Source organism: Loigolactobacillus jiayinensis (genome assembly GCF_003946445.1).
Classification (GTDB): Bacteria; Bacillota; Bacilli; order Lactobacillales; family Lactobacillaceae; genus Loigolactobacillus; species Loigolactobacillus jiayinensis.
Map to the genome: position 1 here is coordinate 1 of NZ_RHOF01000075.1, position 299 is coordinate 299.

The 299-nt window shown below is 46.8% G+C and carries 1 protein-coding gene; it reads left to right on the plus strand.

All coding sequences use genetic code 11. From position 1 onward, the window contains the following. Positions 1-299, plus strand: a 299-nt coding sequence (locus tag EKM80_RS13490) for a zinc-binding dehydrogenase (RefSeq protein ID WP_164509578.1), incomplete at both ends; no start/stop codon positions are given.

A 299-nucleotide genomic window follows, 5' to 3' on the forward strand; every position in this document is an offset into this window, starting at 1 on the left:
GCTTAGCGGCCATGATGGCTGGTAAAATTTCTGGCTGTACCAAAGTTATCGCCGTTGATATCGTCGATGATCGTTTAGCCTTAGCTAAAGAATTAGGTGCAACTGATATCATTAACAGTAAGACTGAAGATCCTGTCGCAGCTATCAAAGCACTGACTAATGGTCATGGCGTCAACTTTGCCGTTGACACTACTGGCGTTACCCAAGTAATGGAATCCTCCATTAAAGCCTTAGCACAAGGCGGCGTCTCCGCCTGTATCGCCGTTACTGCCCATCATATTGACGTGGACACTTGGAAC